Origin of the sequence: Serratia sp. JSRIV004, from assembly GCF_019968705.1 — a bacterium.
In the GTDB taxonomy this organism is placed as follows: Bacteria; Pseudomonadota; Gammaproteobacteria; order Enterobacterales; family Enterobacteriaceae; genus Chania; species Chania fonticola_B.
Genome location: NZ_CP074140.1, coordinates 2,786,976 through 2,802,265 on the forward strand (window position 1 = coordinate 2,786,976; position 15,290 = coordinate 2,802,265).

Annotated in this window: 15 protein-coding genes; 6 read left to right on the forward strand and 9 right to left on the reverse strand. The window is 53.8% G+C overall.

All coding sequences use genetic code 11. The features are described 5' to 3' along the window. Nucleotides 1–100: 100 nt before the first annotated feature. The 3 genes from KGP21_RS13370 to hxpB form a co-directional block, all read right to left on the reverse strand. Nucleotides 101–649, reverse strand: a complete 549-nt coding sequence (locus KGP21_RS13370) for a metal-dependent hydrolase (RefSeq protein ID WP_021804614.1) — start codon at nucleotides 647–649, stop codon at nucleotides 101–103. 224 nt (nucleotides 650–873) lie between these two features. Next, on the reverse strand, nucleotides 874–1,635 hold the full coding sequence (gene kduD / locus KGP21_RS13375; RefSeq protein WP_223499390.1) for a 2-dehydro-3-deoxy-D-gluconate 5-dehydrogenase KduD: 762 nt from the start codon (nucleotides 1,633–1,635) through the stop codon (nucleotides 874–876). A 213-nt stretch (nucleotides 1,636–1,848) separates the two neighbouring features. Next, nucleotides 1,849–2,514: a hexitol phosphatase HxpB gene (hxpB, locus tag KGP21_RS13380; RefSeq protein ID WP_021804612.1), complete on the reverse strand. Its 666-nt coding sequence runs from the start codon at nucleotides 2,512–2,514 to the stop codon at nucleotides 1,849–1,851. A 213-nt stretch (nucleotides 2,515–2,727) separates the two neighbouring features. Between hxpB and KGP21_RS13385 the strand changes: the two genes are divergently transcribed. Then, entirely contained in the window at nucleotides 2,728–3,288 is a 561-nt protein-coding gene (locus tag KGP21_RS13385; RefSeq protein ID WP_021178205.1) for a YniB family protein, read from the forward strand. Nucleotides 3,289–3,327: 39 nt separating this feature from the next. On the opposite strand, the gene KGP21_RS13390 is transcribed toward KGP21_RS13385, so the two are convergent. Beyond that, nucleotides 3,328–4,197, reverse strand: coding sequence for a fructosamine kinase family protein (locus KGP21_RS13390; RefSeq protein ID WP_223499391.1), 870 nt, complete (start codon nucleotides 4,195–4,197; stop codon nucleotides 3,328–3,330). Nucleotides 4,198–4,673: 476 nt separating this feature from the next. Here KGP21_RS13390 and KGP21_RS13395 point away from each other — a divergent pair, with 476 nt between their 5' ends. Beyond that, a complete protein-coding gene (locus KGP21_RS13395) occupies nucleotides 4,674–5,633 on the forward strand; it encodes an IS110 family transposase (RefSeq protein ID WP_059199085.1) in 960 nt (319 codons plus the stop codon). Nucleotides 5,634–5,908: 275 nt separating this feature from the next. Here the strand turns inward: KGP21_RS13395 and KGP21_RS13400 are convergent, their stop codons facing one another. The 5 genes from KGP21_RS13400 to ghoS form a co-directional block, all read right to left on the reverse strand. Then, a complete protein-coding gene (locus tag KGP21_RS13400) occupies nucleotides 5,909–6,766 on the reverse strand; it encodes a metal ABC transporter permease (protein WP_223499393.1) in 858 nt (285 codons plus the stop codon). Next, nucleotides 6,766–7,629, reverse strand: coding sequence for a metal ABC transporter permease (locus KGP21_RS13405; protein WP_223499395.1), 864 nt, complete (start codon nucleotides 7,627–7,629; stop codon nucleotides 6,766–6,768). The genes KGP21_RS13400 and KGP21_RS13405 overlap by 1 nt, the downstream gene beginning before the upstream one ends. Then, nucleotides 7,629–8,519 carry a manganese/iron ABC transporter ATP-binding protein gene (locus tag KGP21_RS13410; RefSeq protein WP_223499397.1) on the reverse strand — a complete coding sequence of 297 codons (891 nt, stop codon included), beginning with the start codon at nucleotides 8,517–8,519 and terminating at the stop codon, nucleotides 7,629–7,631. The genes KGP21_RS13405 and KGP21_RS13410 overlap by 1 nt, the downstream gene beginning before the upstream one ends. Then, complete coding sequence (locus KGP21_RS13415) at nucleotides 8,516–9,454, reverse strand: metal ABC transporter substrate-binding protein (protein ID WP_305801158.1); 939 nt, start codon at nucleotides 9,452–9,454, stop codon at nucleotides 8,516–8,518. Before KGP21_RS13415 ends, KGP21_RS13410 begins: the two co-directional genes overlap by 4 nt. 129 nt (nucleotides 9,455–9,583) lie before the next feature. Then, entirely contained in the window at nucleotides 9,584–9,883 is a 300-nt protein-coding gene (gene ghoS, locus KGP21_RS13420; RefSeq protein ID WP_059200612.1) for a type V toxin-antitoxin system endoribonuclease antitoxin GhoS, read from the reverse strand. Nucleotides 9,884–9,992: 109 nt separating this feature from the next. Between ghoS and KGP21_RS13425 the strand changes: the two genes are divergently transcribed. The 4 genes from KGP21_RS13425 to KGP21_RS13440 all read left to right on the forward strand — a co-directional run bounded on the left by KGP21_RS13425 (nucleotide 9,993) and on the right by KGP21_RS13440 (nucleotide 14,827). Continuing rightward, nucleotides 9,993–10,655, forward strand: a complete 663-nt coding sequence (locus tag KGP21_RS13425) for a transglycosylase SLT domain-containing protein (protein ID WP_021178197.1) — start codon at nucleotides 9,993–9,995, stop codon at nucleotides 10,653–10,655. A 307-nt stretch (nucleotides 10,656–10,962) separates the two neighbouring features. Then, nucleotides 10,963–11,688 (forward strand): gluconate 2-dehydrogenase subunit 3 family protein, encoded by a 726-nt coding sequence (locus KGP21_RS13430; protein ID WP_021804604.1) that lies wholly within the window; start codon nucleotides 10,963–10,965, stop codon nucleotides 11,686–11,688. 2 nt (nucleotides 11,689–11,690) lie between these two features. Beyond that, entirely contained in the window at nucleotides 11,691–13,475 is a 1,785-nt protein-coding gene (locus KGP21_RS13435) for a GMC family oxidoreductase (RefSeq protein ID WP_021178195.1), read from the forward strand. Nucleotides 13,476–13,486: 11 nt separating this feature from the next. Next, entirely contained in the window at nucleotides 13,487–14,827 is a 1,341-nt protein-coding gene (locus KGP21_RS13440; protein WP_021804603.1) for a cytochrome c, read from the forward strand. The last annotated feature ends 463 nt before the right edge of the window (nucleotides 14,828–15,290 follow it).

Here is a 15,290-nt window from a genome sequence, read left to right on the forward strand (position 1 = left end):
ATGAAGCGCACTTATATCTAAAAAGAATTTAATATAACTTTTGGCTTGAAATCGTCGATGTAATAAGCGGAAAGGCGGGAAAATAGACGGTTTTTTGTGATCACAGCCGGATATTTTTTATTTGCTCAAAATACGACTGCACGGGAAAGGTGTAATCCCCTTGCCAGTAGATGGCGAAAGCCACCAAAACTATACACAGTACCCGCTCCAGCTGGTTGCCTTTTTGTGAGTTCAATATTGGCAGGCAGAAACGCCAGCGGCAGGGCCAAAGCAACGGCACGCCGGCAGGGGTGAGCATATCGGCCAGCAGGTGGCTGAAATAACCGATAATCATGGCGTGCAGCACGTCTGCGGGGATGGGCCAACCGCGCGGCACCTCTAGCTGAAATAGCCACATGCCGCCGACGATCGCCAACAGGCTATGGGTGAAACCGCGGTGACCAAAGGCGCGAGATATCGGGATGGCTATCCAGCGCAGGCGCTGGCCCAGGATGGATTTAGGGTGATCGATATCGGGTAGCAGTGACGTCAGTAGCGCGGCGGGAATGATGTGCCACCAATCGCCAGCGGCGAGCACGGGTGTCACCTCCGCTTTCTTGGCAAAGATCGCGCAGGCAACAGAGAATATGAGATGTCCTTCCGCGGTCATGTTGCTAAATTCCGGCCACTAAACTGTTAATTTATCCAGTATATGGGAATTTTTACAGTTACGGAAGCGGTTACCCTGTAACGAGTTGTTAATTTAACGCCGTTTTACAAAGGGTTGAAACGGTGTTTATGACGGACGAGGTATACAGGAAGACTGGTAATGTAGGGGCGCTGCAAATGCTGCGCCCGCTCAAATTCGGAGGAAGGATATGTTCGCAGTGGAGATCAGCGAGCGAGCCAGCCACCGTCTACCGCGAGCGTGTAGCCATTAACGTAGTCGGACGCTGCCGAGGCAAGGAAGACGATCGGGCCCATCAAGTCATCCGGCGTGCCCCAGCGCCCTGCCGGGATGCGCTCGAGGATCTGCTGGTTGCGGTCTTCATCGGTACGTAGTTGCTGGGTATTGTTGGTGGCCATATAGCCCGGTGCAATGGCGTTAACGTTAATCTGGTACTGTGCCCATTCATTGGCCAATAGCCGGGTGAGGCCGAGTACCGCGCTTTTCGACGCGGTGTAAGACGGTACGCGAATGCCGCCCTGGAAAGAAAGCATCGAAGCAATATTGATAATTTTACCGCCGCTGCCCTGGCTGATGAACTGTTTGGCCACCGCCTGTGCCATAAAGAACAGGGTCTTGATATTGACGTCCATCACCTCATCCCAGTCTTGTTCACTGAAATTCAGGGCATCTTCACGGCGGATAATTCCTGCGTTGTTCACCAGGATATCGATTCTGCCAAACGCCTCAACGGCGGTGGCTAGCAGAGAAGGGATGGCGTCGATATTGCCGAGATCGGCGTTCAAATTCAGGAATCGACGCCCAGTCTGGGTAACTTTGCTCATGGTCTCAACGGGCTGACTGCGGTTCACGCCGATAATGTCGCAACCGGCCTGCGCCAACCCAATCGCAATGCCTTGCCCCAGGCCGGTATTACAGCCGGTGATCAGCGCCACTTTGCCCATTAAGTCGAAGGAATTCAGAATCATAGCGTTGCTCTCTTGCCGTGAGGGAAGAAAGCACCGGGCTTTCGATGGCAACTGCGTGGCAGTGACAGTGTCACCTAATGGCCCGGTGTTTTCTTTATGCGACTAGCATAATTTGAATGGTGTCTTAATTCAATAAAAATGAAATGGTGTTTTATTTATTTTTCGAGTGCAGGGGGAGGGAAAAGGGCACCGGTGGGGCCGATGCCGTCAAGATCAGGCCAGATGGGCGGCAGTTAACTGCTCTAGGCTTTGCAACTTAAGGTCGGCCAAGGCCCAACGCGGATCCTGGCTGTATTCGTGCGCAGGGATCACGATCGATTTCATACGCGCTGCTTTGGTGGCAATCATACCGTTGAAGGAGTCTTCCAGAGTAATGCAGTGCTGTGGATCGCTGCCCAGGCGTTCGGCGGCGATCAGATAGACTTCCGGGTGCGGTTTGCTGTACGGCAGGTATTCGGCTGAAACCAACTGATCGAAATAGCTCTCCAGATCGAACATCTTCAGCACCTGCTGCTGCATATGTAGCGGAGAGGCGGAGGCCAGCCCAATATTTAAATCCAGGCTACGGCACAGTTCCAGCGCTTGTTGCACCCCAGGCAGCAACGGGCGCTTTTCCCGTACCAACTCGATGGCCCGCTCGATAATGCGGCCAGCCACTTCCTCCTGAGAAGGCCCTTGCCACGGCATGGCCTGGAACCACATTCGTACCACCAGATCGATGCGTAAACCCAGCGTATCCGGTAGGTTGTGACGATCGGACAGATCCAGGCCCAATGAGCTGAAAATATCCATTTCTGCCTGTAACCACAGGGGTTCAGAGTCGATCAGTAGACCGTCCATATCAAAAATTGCGGTTGCTATGCGTTGCGAATAAGCCATTAACAATTAACTCCTGCAGCACCAGTAAAAGAAAATGTTTTCGCCACTCTATCATTTTTGTTCAGGCGCCTGCACCCTTCGGGCCCGGGGTGTTTTCCCAAAGTACAGGATCTCTCTGGAACTGGGGGGAAGATAAAGAAAACGGTGGGCGAGTTTCATTAACTACAGGTAGACTTAGCGCAACAACGATTGCGTCGCTTACAAGGGGAACACATGACGTATCAACAGGCTGGGCGCGTTGCCATACTGAAACGCATTTTCGGATGGGTCGTTTTCATCCCGGCGTTACTGTCAACGCTGGTTTCACTGCTGGGTTTTGTTTATCAACACAGTGAGAAGTCCAGAGGGATCAACGCCGTGATGCTGGATTTTGTCCACGTCATGGTCGACATGGTGCGCTTCAATACGCCATTCCTGAATATTTTCTGGTACAACTCACCGGTACCGGACGTGGATAAGAGCCTGTTTAGCGGCGCTAATCTGATGTTTATCATTATCTATTTCCTGATTTTTGTCGGCCTGGCATTGCAGACTTCCGGTGCGCGCATGTCGCGTCAGGTGAAGTTTATCCGTGAAGGATTGGAAGATCAGATGATCCTGGAACAGGCCAAGGGCAGCGAAGGGCACACGCGTGAGCAATTGGAAGAGCGGGTGACGTTGCCGCACCACACCATATTGCTGCAATACTTCCCGCTGTATATCTTGCCGGTGGTGATCGCCGTGGTGGCTTATTTTGTGCTCAAGCTGCTAGGGCAAATGGCCGGAGTGGCGTAGATCTGCAAAGAACGGGCGCCCTATGCGGCGCCCATGACATTACAGCGTCTCTGGATGGAGCAGCTTGTCGATGGCCCGCTGCGCCATGACCAGATGTTGGCCGCCAAACAGGTTGCTGCGGTTGAGCAGGTAATAAAGCTGATACAGCGGCTGGCGTTCGATAAACCCGGTCTCCAGCGGCCACACGCTCTGATAGCCGTCATAAATCTGGGCGGGCAATTCAGGATAAAGCGGCAGCATCGCCAAATCACACTCTCTGTCGCCCCAGTAGCAGGCTGGATCGAACAGTAAAGGCCCATCCGCGGCCTGAGCACAGTTGGCTGGCCACAGATCGCCGTGCAGCAGGGAAGGCTGAGGTTGATGGTGTTGCAACCGCAGATACACCACGTCAATAATTTCGTCGATATCACCGAAGGTCATGCCCTTTTCCGCCGCCAGCTGTAGCTGCCAGCCGATGCGTTGCTCGGCAAAAAATTCCGCCCAGCGGCGTTGCCAGGCATTGGGCTGCGGTGTGGTGGAAAGGTCGTTATCGAAGTCGAGGCCGAACTGCGGTTGTTCGCTCCACTGGTGCAGGCGGGCCAGTTGTTGCCCGAGGCAGTGCGCCCCGTGCGCATCCAGCGGCTTAAGGGGTTGATACTCCAATAGCAGGAAACTGTAATCGCGATCGCTGCCAACCCCATACACTTCGGGGACGCGCACGGTCTTACTGCGAGCCAGCAAGGCCAGTTGATCGGCCTCCGCAGTAAATATCGGCAGCATTTCGCGGGTATCACATTTAACAAACACCTCGCTGTCACCGTAACTCACGCGCCACGCCGGGTGGATTTCTCCCCCGGGCAGTTCAGTCCTTTCGCGGATTTCTGCGCTGCCAAGATGTTCACTCAACAGACGGCTAACGGCTTGCCACATAGTAATCCCCTTCTGTGTTGCCTGCGATTTCATTAGGTTAGCGTCTTTCCTGCTGCGAAAACACGATGTGGCGCACAGCTGCGCCATCTATTGACGAAAAAATCATCGCCGCGTGTCTGGTCAAAGTATATACGCTATTGATTAATTTAAGTACGCTTATGCTGAATGCTGCTTGGTTCAGGCTAACTTGCCGAGTTCCTTGTTACACGGGAAACGTCATAGTAGGGATTTTCCCCTCACCCCAACCCTTATGTCTTGATCTTCTCCGCCTTAGCGGAGAAGATCCCCGACTGATCATCGGGAGATAGCCGGTGAGCTCCCCCTAACCCTAGTGCCTATGAGCCCGTGGGAGAGATTGTGCCCCGGCTGTCTATTTCCCTGTCGCCTTGTAGACCGAACGGTATCCTGTGCCTATGAGCACCTACATATAAGGATGGTCCGGCGATAAATTTCAGACATGGTTATGGAGTGCCATAATGCGTAGAACCCCTGTCGGCGTTGATATCGCTAAACACAAATTTGATGTCGCCGTACTGCTGGACAATCAGAAGTATAAAACCAAAAAGTTTGCCAATACCCCTTCTGGATGCCGCGAGTTCGCAGCCTGGTTGAGCCGCTTTGGCGACTGTCATGTCTGTATGGAAGCCACCGGGAGCTACAGCACGGAACTGGCCACTTATCTGGCAGACAACAACTACCACGTCAGTCTGATGAACCCGGCGTGTATCCATTCCTTCGGCAATACAGAACTGGCCCGGAACAAAACGGACAAAAGCGATGCAGCGATGATAGCCCGCTACTGCGCACTGCATCAGCCTGCCCCGTGGTTCCCAGCCCCGTTGAGCGAGCGCCAGTTGACCGCGTTGGTCAGGCATCTTAAGAACCTGGAAGAGATGCGTCAGATGGAAGAAAATCGCCTGGAGGTGGCCGAAGCAGTCATCGTCCCTTCACTCAATGAGCACATCGCCACGTTGGATGAACTGATACGAGAAACGAAAAAGAAAATCAGTCAGCACATCGATGATAACCCTGACCTGAAACGGGACAGCGAGTTGCTAAAAAGTATCCCTGGAGTGGGAGAGATGCTGAGCTCCAGCCTGCTGGCCTTCGCAGGAAACCTGCGTCGGTTCACCAGCAGCAAGGCCCTGGTAGCGTACGCAGGACTGAATCCACAGCGATGTGAGTCGGGGATGTTTAAAGGGAAAAGCCGGTTATCGAAAGTGGGGCACGGTGAGCTGCGAAGTGCGTTATACATGCCCGCGGTAGTGGCAGGCCAATACAATGTTGTGGTTAAAGACTTAACAGAAAGGCTAAAGTTGCGTGGGAAGTCGGGCAAAGAAAGAGTGTGTGCGGCGATGCGAAAGTTGCTGCAACTGGCCTATGGTGTGGTGAAATCAGGAAAGACATTTAATGCGGAAATACCGCTTGCCGGATAGCCGACAAGACGGTATCTCTCCCACAGGGAGAGGGGGCTGGAGCGGAGCCGCGGGTAGGGGCAGGAGTCAGTCTGTGGCACGTTTTGTTCTCTTTCCCACAGGGGGCTGGAGCGGAGCCGGGGATAGGTGCAGGAGTCAGTCTGTGGCACGTTTTGTTCTCTTTCCCACAGGGAGCGGGTGGCGTAAAAACCTTTATCGGTGTTCGATATTACTAGACCACAACAGTGGCACATTCTGTTCCCTCTCCTGGGGGAGAGGGTTAGGGTGAGGGCGGCTTAATGGTTTTTAACTACGGTGATTTCGTTGCGTTGCACGGGTTTGAAGTGGCTATAGAGCAGGGCGATGACAAACAGCAGCGCCTGTACGACCACGATGCACGGCCCGGTTGCGCCGTCGATATGAAAGCTGATCAGTGTACCCAGCACACAGGAAAAAACCGAAGCGATGGTGGCAACAATCAACATCCGGTTGAAACTGCGGCACAGCGTGAACGCAATAATCCCCGGTGCGATCAGCATCGCAATCACCAGGATCACCCCCACCGCCTGTAGCGAGGCCACAATGGTTAACGCCAGCAGGCACAGTAAGCCGTAGTGCAGTAACTTCACCGGCAGGCCGATAACGCGCGCATGATTGGGATCGAAACAGTAGAGCATGAAGTCCTGGCGCTTGAGCAGCACGATTGCCAGCGTGATCCCGGCGATCCACAACGTTTGCCGTAGCTCACCGTCGGTGATCCCCAGCATATTGCCGAACAGGATATGGCTGAGGTGTTGATCGGTATCGATGCGGGCAAACAGCACCAGCCCAAAGGCAAACATGCCGGAGAATACGATCCCCATCATCGTGTCTTCTTTTACCCGGCTGTGCTCTTTCAGATAACCCGTCGCGACCGCGCAGAAAATGCCGGAAAGAAATGCGCCAATCACCAGCGGAATACCGAACACAAAGGCCAGCACAATGCCGGGGAGCACGGCGTGAGAAATGGCATCACCCATCAGTGACCAGCCTTTCAATACCAGATAGCAAGACAACACGGCGCAGACGACACCGGTGACGATAGCCGCGATGATGGCGCGTTGCATAAAGGGATAGGCGAACGGCTCAGAGAGCCATTGCAACAGGAATTCCATCAGTTGCCCTCCGGAGAGTTGCCACGATTTACGCGACGTTTTGAGGCTAACAGCCCGTGCTTCGGTGCGAACAGGAAGGCCGCCAGGAACACCAGCGTTTGCAACGTGACGATCACGCCGCCGGTGGCCCCATCGACGAAGAAGCTGAGGTAGGCACCCAAGCCGCTGGTCAACGCACCGATCGCGATGGCGATAATCACTAGCCAGCCAAAACGGTCGGTCAGCAGATAGGCGGTAGCACCGGGAGTGATCACCATGGCGATCACCAGGATGGCGCCGACGGTTTGCAGCGCGGCCACGGTGCAGGCGCTAAGCAGGGTAAAGAACAGTATCTTCAACTTGAGTGGCGAAAGCCCGATCGACACCGCGTGGTTTTCATCGAAAAATACCGCCAGCAGGTCTTTCCACACCAGGCATAAGATCAATAACGAAACGCCGATAATAATCTCCACCTGCAACACGTCTTCATCTGCGATGCCGAGAATGTTGCCGAAGATGATCGACTGCACGTTCACCGAGGTAGGATTGAGCGAAATGATCAACAGGCCGACGGCGAAAAAGGTGGAGAAAATAAAGCCGATAATCGCATCTTCACGCAGGCGGGTAACGTGGCGTACCAACGTCATCGCCAGCGCGGCCAGCATGCCGGTGAAAAACGCACCGGCTGCATAGGGCAGGCCGAGGGCATAGGCACCGGCCACGCCAGGCACCACGGAGTGGGAAAGAGCATCCCCCATCAACGACCAGCCTTTCAGCATCAGATACGCCGACAGAAAAGCGCAGGCCGCACCGACGATGGCGCTGACCCACATCGCCTTGACCATGTAGTTGTAGTTGAACGGTTGCAGCAGGATCTCGAGCATCAGGGAGTATTCTCCTTTTGCTGACTTTGCGCCGGAGGATCGCTCTTGGTATGGCCATAAAACACCGCAGGGCGCTCGTCATCGGTGATTACCGTTACGGTGCGGGGATCGTTGTCATCGTGCAGGTCGGGCCCGGAGAGGTTGATATGGCGCAATACGCCACCGAACGCCAGTTCCAGATTGCTTTGCGTGAACGTGGTCTCGAGCGGGCCGGCGGCAAGCACGGTACGGTTAATCAGGATCACCCGATCGCAAAACTCCGGTACGCTGCCGAGGTTGTGGGTCGATACCAGGATCAGGTGCCCCTCATCGCGCAGCGAACGTAACAGATCGATAATGGCGTTCTCGGTTTTGACATCTACGCCGGTAAAAGGCTCATCAAGCAGCAGCACAGTTCCCTGCTGAGCCAGGGCACGGGCCAGGAATACGCGCTTTTTCTGCCCGCCGGAAAGCTCGCCGATCTGTCGGCTACGTAATTCAGTCAGGCCAACGCGTTCCAGCGCCTTATCGACCCGCAGCCGGTCTTCCTTGGTAGGAATGCGCAAGAAGTTCATTTTGCCGTAGCGGCCCATCATCACCACGTCTTCCACCAGCACCGGGAAGTTCCAGTCAACCTCCTCGGTTTGCGGCACGTAGGCGATAATATTTTTCTTCAGCGCGGCGACAACCGGCTGCCCGCTCAGCGTCACCTGGCCAGATGTCGGTTTTACCAGGCCCATGATGCTTTTGAAGAGGGTCGATTTCCCGCTGCCGTTAACCCCCACCAGCGCACAGATCGAACCACCGCTAAGGGTAAAACTGGCGTTATGGATCGCCGTATGGCCGTTGTTATAGGTGACCGATACGTCATCCACGCTAAGTTCGGGGCGGATAAAGGTCTCTGCACTCATTGATTGAATCCTTTGGCGATGGTTTGCACGGTGGCATTGAGCAGATCGATATAGGTGGGCACTAGCCCGTCGGCGGCAGAAAGCGAATCGACATACAGCACGCCGCCGTAGTGTGCGCCGGTTTCTTTGGCCACCTGCTTGGCAGGCTTATCCGAAATGGTGCTTTCGCTGAACACCACCGGAATGTGGTTGGCCCGCACGGTATCAATCACCCGGCGCACCTGCTGCGGTGAGCCCTGTTCGTCGGCATTGATTGGCCACAGGTAGACTTCTTGCAACTGATAGTCTTTGGCCAGATAGCTAAAGGCGCCTTCGCTGGTTACCAGCCAGCGCTGGGCTGCCGGAATACGCGACAAACGCTCGCGTAGCGGGGCATCCAGCGCCGCGATTTTTTCAGCGTAGGCTTTGGCATTGCGGTTATAGGTTTCGGCGTTATCAGGATCGTGCTGCACCAGCGCTTTGCGGATGTTCTCAATGTAGATCAGCGCATTGCTTGGCGACATCCAGGCATGGGGGTTTGGATTACCGTTATACGGGCCTTCGTGGATCGGCAGCGGGGTGATCCCTTCGGTTACCACGGCGGCGGGCACCTGTTTGATATTTTCGAAGAAGCGTTGGAACCAGCGCTCCAGGTTCATCCCGTTCCATAAAATCAGATCGGCGTGCTGTGCCTTAACGATATCCCGCGGCGTGGGCTGATAGTCGTGGATTTCCGCCCCAGGCTTGGTGATGGACTCCACTACGGCAGCGTCGCCCGCCACGTTCTGGGCGATATCCTGGATAATGGTGAAGGTGGTCACCACGCGCAGCTTTTCCTTTGCCGAAGCCGGTTGGCTCACAGCAACAACGCTAAGGCATATGCAGAGCAGGGCAAGGGGGCGAAAGTGGGACAAGCTAAAACGACGACGAGTAAATACGTTGTTTTTCATTGGCATGATGACGTCTCCTTATTCAAATGAAAATGATTATCAATATCAATTGAGCGGAAGTCAAGCATCACCAAGCTTTGCCAAGGGGTTATGTTGTTGTTAATGAAATAGTACCGCCGTGTGAGTTATAACATTTTATGTATCGGGATGTAACCGCTTAAAGTAATCACTGCCAGTGACTATCTCCACTTCGGGTTTTGCCCCCAATGCCACCTCGCCCAACCCTTGCGCCAACTGTTTGACATCTTCTTGATTTAATGGCGTTGTTAGCGAAAAACTGTTGATCCCCAGCTCATGGGGAACGCCCTCGCTGTCGCTGAGCATGGTGGAAAAACCGGCCAGCGTCATTTGTCCGGTTAATTTGGCTAAATCGGTTAAGCTCTGTTCCGGATAGGTGAAAGTCACCACAAATCCTATGGACGAAGATTGACTCATAAATCACCTCTTGGTATATGGATAGCCTGAGAATAGACCAAAAAAGTTATGCAGGTATCCTTACCCGTTGTATATGCTACGCAACTCATTGAAAGGAGTGAGGGATTCTGTGAAAACAAAAATAGGTTGCCTGATGGCAATCGTACTATTAGCCGGTTGTGCGAAAGATCCGCAAACAACCGGCAATCAGGCAGGCAGTGGCACTTCGGGCGGTTGGCTAAAAACTCCACCGCAAACACCAAGCAACCGTACCGGGACACCGGTCGCTTATAACGATTATATCCGTCAGGCTGCCAGCAACTATGGCGTCGACGAAACGCTGATTAAGGCGATCATTCAGGTGGAGTCCGGGTTTAACCCGAACGTGGTCAGCACCTCGAATGCCGTGGGGCTCATGCAGCTGAAAGCCTCAACCGCTGGACGCGATGCTTACCGTATGAAGGGAAAGAACGGGCAGCCAAGTTCACGTGAGTTGAAGGATCCGGCGGTCAATATTGATCTGGGAACAGCCTATATCAATATTCTTCAAAGCCAGCAGCTAGCCGGGATCACCAATCCACAAACGTTACGCTATGCCACCATCGTTTCCTATGTGAACGGGGCAGGCGCGATGTTACGGACCTTCTCATCGGATAAACGTGTGGCGGTAAACCGCATCAATCAGATGAGCCCGGACGAGTTTTATCAGCATATCCAGAAGAAACACCCGGCACCGCAAGCGCCGCGTTACTTGTGGAAGGTTACCACTGCTTATCAAGCGATGGCTGACTAGCCTCAGATTGCCTACAGCCGGCCCCAATAAAGGGCCGGTTTTGCTATTTCTTGCCGGTAAAAATGTGCTCTGCATCCCATTTCCGTTGTTCTCCCGCCTTTTGAACTAAAAAACCGCACAAATTGTTAATTTTACATTAACAAAGAAAACTTTACGCTCAATCAAATAGTTACCGGTAACATTGCTGCCAAAGCTCACATTCTGACCTTCAAAAAATAAACAATTACGTAACAATATATGTTTAAACTCCGTATGGAACGCGAGGTTGAGGTTAAATAGTTGTGATTTTTTTTGGAAGGAATGTGCTATGTCGAACGATAAAACCAACAACTCCCGGCGTGATTTCTTGCTGAAGTCGATGACGCTGATCCCCGCAGCCGTTATCGGTGGCAGCGGTGTGAGTGCCCTGACGGCGCCCACACCCGTGCTTGCCGCTAGCGACACCCCCAAGCAGGCTGACTATCAACCAACCTTCTTTACCCCCGAAGAGTGGGCCTTTGTCCAGGCGGCGGTCGCGCGTTTGATCCCTGCGGACGAGCGCGGCCCGGGCGCTTTGGAAGCAGGCGTGCCGGAGTTTATCGATCGGCAGATGAATACGCCTTATGCCACCGGCTCAATCTGGTACATGCAAGGGCCGTTCAATCCCGATGTTGCACCGGAAATGGGTTATCAACTGCCGTTGGTGCCGAAACAGATTTATAACCTGGGTATCAGCGACGCGGATGCCTACAGCAAGAAAACGGCAGGTAAAGTATTCGCCGAGCTGGATGGCGCACAACAGGATGCGCTGTTGCAGAAGTTTGAATCCGGTGAGGCCGAGTTTGCGCAACTGCCTGCCAAGCTGTTCTTCTCTTACCTATTGCAAAACACCCGTGAAGGTTTTTTCAGCGATCCAATCCATGGCGGTAACAAAGAAATGGTGGGATGGAAGCTGATTAATTTTCCGGGCGCGCGCGCCGACTTTATGGACTGGGTTGAGCGAGGGGAACGTTATCCCTTCCCACCGGTATCGATTCGTGGGGAGAGGGGGTAATTATGGCAACGGTAATGAAGAAGCAGGATGTGGTGATCGTCGGTTTTGGTTGGGTTGGTGCCATTATGGCCAAGGAGTTGACCGAGGCCGGGCTAAACGTGGTGGCGCTTGAGCGTGGCCCGATGCGCGATACCTACCCAGACGGCTCCTACCCGCAGGTGATCGATGAACTAACCTATAATATCCGCCGCAAGTTGTTCCAGGACCTTTCAAAAAGTACGGTGACTATCCGTCACAACACAAGCCAAACCGCAGTACCTTATCGCCAGTTGGCGGCTTTCCTGCCGGGTACCGGAGTGGGCGGAGCTGGCCTGCACTGGTCTGGCGTGCATTTCCGTATCGATCCTATCGAGCTGCGTATGCGCAGCCATTATGAAGAGCGCTACGGTAAAAGCTTTATTCCAAAAGACATGACGATCCAGGATTTTGGGGTGAGCTACGACGAGCTGGAGCCGTTCTTTGATAAGGCCGAGAAGGTATTCGGTACCTCCGGCACAGCCTGGTCAGTGAAGGGGCAGTTGGTGGGTAAAGACAAAGGCGGAAACCCCTTTGCACCAGACCGTTCCGACCATTTCCCACTGCCAGCGCAGAAGAACACCTTCTCCGCGCAGCTGTTTGAAAAGGCGGCGCGTGAGGTGGGTTATCACCCTTACAATCTGCCCTCTGCCAATACGTCAGATTCCTACACCAACCCCTATGGCGCGCAGATGGGTCCTTGCAACTTCTGCGGTTACTGCAGCGGTTATGCCTGCTACATGTATTCCAAGGCGTCGCCAAACGTCAATATCTTGCCAGCACTGCGGATGGAGAAGCGCTTTGAGCTGCGCACCAACGCTAACGTGCTGAAAGTTAACCTGACAGCTGACAAAAGCCGGGCGACCGGGGTGAACTATATCGATGCCCAGGGGCGTGAGATTGAACAACCTGCCGATCTGGTGATCCTCGGGGCCTTCCAGTTCCACAATGTGCATCTGATGCTGCTCTCCGGTATTGGCAAACCTTACGATCCACAGACCGGTGAAGGGGTGGTTGGGCGTAATTTTGCCTACCAGAACATGACTACCATCAAGGCGTTCTTTGATAAGGACGTCCATACCAACCCGTTTATTGGCGCGGGCGGTAACGGCGTCGGCGTGGATGATTTCAACGCGGATAACTTTGACCACGGCAAGGAGGGCTTTGTCGGTGGCTCACCGTTCTGGGTCAACCAGGCGGGTACCAAACCGATCTCCGGCCTGCCAACGCCTCCTGGTACTCCAGCCTGGGGCAGCAAGTGGAAAGCCGCGGTGGCGGATGCCTATACGCACCATGTCTCTATGGATGCGCATGGCGCGCACCAGTCCTATCGTAGCAACTATCTCGATCTCGATCCGACCTACAAGAACGTCTTTGGCCAACCGCTGCTACGCATGACCTTCGACTGGCAGGAAAACGACATCAAGATGGCGCAGTTTATGTTCAACAAGATGGCCCCGATCGCCAAGGCGATGAACCCGAAACTGATTTCCGGCAGCCCGAAAAACGCCAACAGCCATTTCGATACCACCAGCTACCAAACTACGCACATGAACGGCGGAGCGGTGATGGGAGAAGATCCCAAGACCAGCGCGGTAAACCGTTATCTGCAAAGCTGGGACGTGCATAACGTGTTCTCGATAGGCGCATCGGCCTTCCCGCAGGGGCTGGGCTACAACCCGACCGGCACCGTTGCCGCGTTGGCCTATTGGTCTGCCCGCGCCATTCGCGAGCAGTATCTGAAAAACCCAGGCCCATTGGTGCAGGCATGAGGATGCGAGTGATGAAAGCTTTGGTTCCCGCACTGGTTCTCAGTGCACTGAGTTTTTCCGTTTTGGCGCAGGACGCGGCGGTCAGCAGCGAATTGCTCAAACGTGGTGAATATCTAGCACGTGCCGGTGACTGTGTGGCCTGCCACACCAATGGTAAAAACGGTGTGCCCTTTGCTGGTGGTTTGGCGATGGAAACGCCGATTGGCACTATCTATTCCACCAACATCACCCCGGACAAAACCACCGGCATTGGCGATTACAGTTTTGCAGATTTCGACAATGCGGTACGCAAAGGCGTCGCCAAGAGCGGCAGCACCCTGTACCCGGCGATGCCTTATCCTTCGTTTGCGCTGGTGAAAGAGGAGGATATGCGTGCCATGTATGCCTATTTCATGCACGGCGTGCAACCCGTCAAACAAGCGAACCAAGACTCCGATATTCCCTGGCCGTTATCCATGCGTTGGCCACTACACATCTGGCGTTCGATGTTTGCACCAACACCGGCCGATTTCGCGGCAAACGCCAACGCCGATCCGGTTATCGAACGTGGCCGCTATCTGGTCGAAGGGCTGGGGCACTGTGGGGCATGCCATACGCCGCGCAGCCTGACTATGCAAGAGAAGGCGTTGAGCAACACGGAAGGGGATGACTACCTGTCTGGCAGTAACGCGCCGATCGACGGTTGGGTAGCATCCAGCCTGCGTGGCGATAATAAAGATGGCTTAGGCACCTGGAGCGAGAGCGAACTGACCGAGTTCCTGAAAACCGGCCGCAACGATAAGTCGGTGGTATTTGGGGGCATGAGCGACGTGGTCGAACATAGCCTGCAATATCTCAGCGATGAGGATTTGACCGCGATCGCCCGCTATCTGAAAACCTTGCCGCCGAAAGACGGTAAACAGCAGGCCGCTCCGGTTGAAGACAGCGTCGCCAAAGATTTGTGGCGTGGTAACGACAGCAAGCCCGGAGCCGCGCTGTACGTCGATAACTGTGCCGCTTGCCACCGTACCGATGGTGTTGGTTACAAGCGTGCCTTCCCGGCGCTGAAGGGCAACCCGGTGGTGCAGACCGAAGACGGGACCTCGCTGATCCACATTGTGCTGGTCGGCAATACCACGCCAGCAGTGAAGGGGGCGGTTTCCAACCTCACCATGCCACCGTTTGGCTGGCGCTTGAACGACCAGCAGGTTGCGGACGTGGTGAACTTTATCCGCTCCAGCTGGGGTAATAATGCCAAAGCCATCAGTGCTTCCGATGTAGCTGACGTGCGTAAGGATCGTTCAATTATCCGCGATGAGAAGGCGATGGGCAGTTCTACTGTCCCAGAGCCAGCGCCTGTGGGTGCCAAGTAATCCTCACAAGGGCCTCGTTCGAGGCCCTTTATTTATCTCAATTATCCTTAAATAAGTTAGAGTTGTTAATCATTTCATGGTGTGTGATTTTTAATCACCTTTAACAGCCCATTCCTGGGTCTTTAAACTATTTGACCTGAGTTTTTTACCTTTCTGCGAGATATTGCACTTCATATTTGTTCTATGTCACTGTTATTGATTGGGTTGTTCTGATTTTATTTGTTGGTGAATAAAAATTTCATTAATGTTATTAATGTTAATCGCAGGGGAGCGTTGAAACTAAAGGGAGGCTATAGGCGTGATGGTAATAGTTTTATTAATGGTGGTGTACATTTCCATCGCTTTTGAGGTTGATAGGCGTAAGCGTATCTGTATTAGTCTTGGTCGAAAATATACCTACAGAAAGCGCATCAAGTTCAAAAGGAAATGTGCGAGGTTAATCGATACGCTGCTTTTCCGAACA

What these genes read in the sequence shown, in the direction of transcription:
- KGP21_RS13410 (WP_223499397.1), bottom strand. Translation starts at nt 8,519, where the DNA reads ATGAGTGCAGAGACCTTTATCCGCCCCGAACTTAGCGTGGATGACGTA.
- KGP21_RS13430 (WP_021804604.1), top strand. Translation starts at nt 10,963, where the DNA reads ATGTCGAACGATAAAACCAACAACTCCCGGCGTGATTTCTTGCTGAAG.
- KGP21_RS13395 (WP_059199085.1), top strand. Translation starts at nt 4,674, where the DNA reads ATGCGTAGAACCCCTGTCGGCGTTGATATCGCTAAACACAAATTTGAT.
- KGP21_RS13440 (WP_021804603.1), top strand. Translation starts at nt 13,487, where the DNA reads ATGAAAGCTTTGGTTCCCGCACTGGTTCTCAGTGCACTGAGTTTTTCC.
- KGP21_RS13390 (WP_223499391.1), bottom strand. Translation starts at nt 4,197, where the DNA reads ATGTGGCAAGCCGTTAGCCGTCTGTTGAGTGAACATCTTGGCAGCGCA.
- KGP21_RS13370 (WP_021804614.1), bottom strand. Translation starts at nt 649, where the DNA reads ATGACCGCGGAAGGACATCTCATATTCTCTGTTGCCTGCGCGATCTTT.
- KGP21_RS13415 (WP_305801158.1), bottom strand. Translation starts at nt 9,454, where the DNA reads ATGCCAATGAAAAACAACGTATTTACTCGTCGTCGTTTTAGCTTGTCC.
- KGP21_RS13435 (WP_021178195.1), top strand. Translation starts at nt 11,691, where the DNA reads ATGGCAACGGTAATGAAGAAGCAGGATGTGGTGATCGTCGGTTTTGGT.
- ghoS (WP_059200612.1), bottom strand. Translation starts at nt 9,883, where the DNA reads ATGAGTCAATCTTCGTCCATAGGATTTGTGGTGACTTTCACCTATCCG.
- kduD (WP_223499390.1), bottom strand. Translation starts at nt 1,635, where the DNA reads ATGATTCTGAATTCCTTCGACTTAATGGGCAAAGTGGCGCTGATCACC.
- KGP21_RS13400 (WP_223499393.1), bottom strand. Translation starts at nt 6,766, where the DNA reads ATGGAATTCCTGTTGCAATGGCTCTCTGAGCCGTTCGCCTATCCCTTT.
- KGP21_RS13405 (WP_223499395.1), bottom strand. Translation starts at nt 7,629, where the DNA reads ATGCTCGAGATCCTGCTGCAACCGTTCAACTACAACTACATGGTCAAG.
- hxpB (WP_021804612.1), bottom strand. Translation starts at nt 2,514, where the DNA reads ATGGCTTATTCGCAACGCATAGCAACCGCAATTTTTGATATGGACGGT.
- KGP21_RS13385 (WP_021178205.1), top strand. Translation starts at nt 2,728, where the DNA reads ATGACGTATCAACAGGCTGGGCGCGTTGCCATACTGAAACGCATTTTC.